Below are 1,562 nucleotides of genomic sequence, written 5' to 3'. Positions count from 1 at the left end.
CGACGGCGGAATAATCTGCCCAAGCGTGCCGGTGGCGCAGATCAGCCCGGTGGACAGCTGCGGCTGGTAGCCCTGACGGAGCATGGTGGGTAACGACAGCAGGCCCATGGTGACTACGGTGGCGCCCACAATGCCGGTGCTGGCGGCCAGCAGGGCGCCCACCAGGATGATCGCCAGCCCCATTCCGCCGGGTAACGGGCCGAACAGCTGACCCATGCTGGACAGCAGCTTCTCCGCCACCCGGGATTTTTCCAGCATTACCCCCATGAACACGAATAGCGGTACCGCCATCAGGGTGCTGTTCTCGATAATGCCGAACAGCCGGTTGGGCACAAAGGTCAGGTCCGAGGGGGAAAAGGTGCCGGTGAGGATGCCGCCGGCCGCAAACAGCAGCGCGGTGCCGCCCAGAGCAAAGGCCACCGGGTAGCCGGTGAGCAACACCAGGCAGACAGCCACGAACATCAGCAGCGGGAGCCATTCCATCACAGGCCCTCCTCCGGGTGCTGGTCGTGTTCGCTGATCCTGGCGGGTGGGCTGGCGCCCAGTAGCGTCAGGCCGTGGCGTAACAGTTCGGCGATGGCCTGAACGGTCAGCAGCGCGGGCAGCACCAGCAGCAGGGTCTTGAGCAGATAGACAAAGGGCAGGCCGCCATTGGCGGAACCTTCCTGCTCGCGCCAGCTGCTGGCCACATAGTCCAGTGACAACCAGAACATGGCGGCACACACCGGAAATAGCAGCAACAGGGTGCCCAGCAGGTTAACCCAGGCCCGGCCGCGCGGGCTGAAGCGCTGGTAAAGAACATCCACCCGGACATGCTCGTCTTCGGCCAGGGTGTAGGCGATGGCCAGCATGAACAGGCTGCCGTGCAGGTAGGTCAGGGACTCTTGCAGGGCGATGTTGCCGATATCGAAGCCGTAGCGCAGCACCACCACCAGCACCATGCCCAGCACCAGCAGCAGGGCCAGCCAGGCGCTGCCGCGGCCGATGGCGATGGTGAAGGCGGTAAGCCCTTGTTGGCAGTGCTGTAGGCGCTGTTTTCTCATTATTGTCGGGAGATCGGTGAAAATGGGCATTATACGGAAAACGCCACAGGCAGCACGCATTCAGCCTACATGCCCGGTTGGGCGTGGTGCATGATGCGTGTAGCCTGAATGCGATCTCGCTGTAATGTGGCTGTAACAAACCCTCTCTAGCATGCGCTGTGCTGAAACATGAACTGGCTTGCAAGACTTGTTGTTAAGAATAAACCGGGGTGGATCTTTCCTTACCAGCGCCGGTGCCATGTAACTAGGAGGCTTTTACTGTGAACTTCAAGATGAAAACAACACTGGCAGGTGCCGCGGCAGCGCTGGCTCTGGCTAGCGTACCGACCACCGCCATGGCGCGTGACACTATCTCTATCGTGGGTTCTTCCACGGTCTACCCGTTCGCCACCGTTGTGGCTGAGCGTTTTGGCCGTACCGGCAACGCCACCCCGAAAATCGAATCTACCGGTTCTGGCGGCGGCATGAAGCTGTTCTGTCAGGGCGTGGGCACCCAGCACCCGGACATCACCAACGCAT

3 protein-coding genes are annotated in these 1,562 nt (G+C 61.5%); 1 reads left to right on the top strand and 2 read right to left on the bottom strand.

Annotated features, from left to right (window positions below):
* A partial coding sequence (locus A3730_RS21265) for a TRAP transporter large permease subunit (RefSeq protein ID WP_156501291.1) occupies window positions 1-483 on the bottom strand: 483 nt, incomplete at its 3' end.
* Window positions 483-1,043 (bottom strand): TRAP transporter small permease subunit, encoded by a 561-nt coding sequence (locus tag A3730_RS21260; protein WP_063519539.1) that lies wholly within the window; start codon window positions 1,041-1,043, stop codon window positions 483-485. The genes A3730_RS21265 and A3730_RS21260, both read right to left, overlap by 1 nt.
* 272 nt (window positions 1,044-1,315) lie before the next feature.
* Between A3730_RS21260 and A3730_RS21255 the strand changes: the two genes are divergently transcribed.
* Window positions 1,316-1,562 (top strand): substrate-binding domain-containing protein (locus A3730_RS21255; RefSeq protein WP_197477562.1); only part of this gene is annotated, 247 nt, incomplete at its 3' end.

The organism is Alcanivorax sp. HI0044, assembly GCF_001634945.1.
The sequence above is the reverse complement of the archived record's forward strand: the minus strand, read 5'-3'. Positions and strand labels throughout refer to the sequence as shown.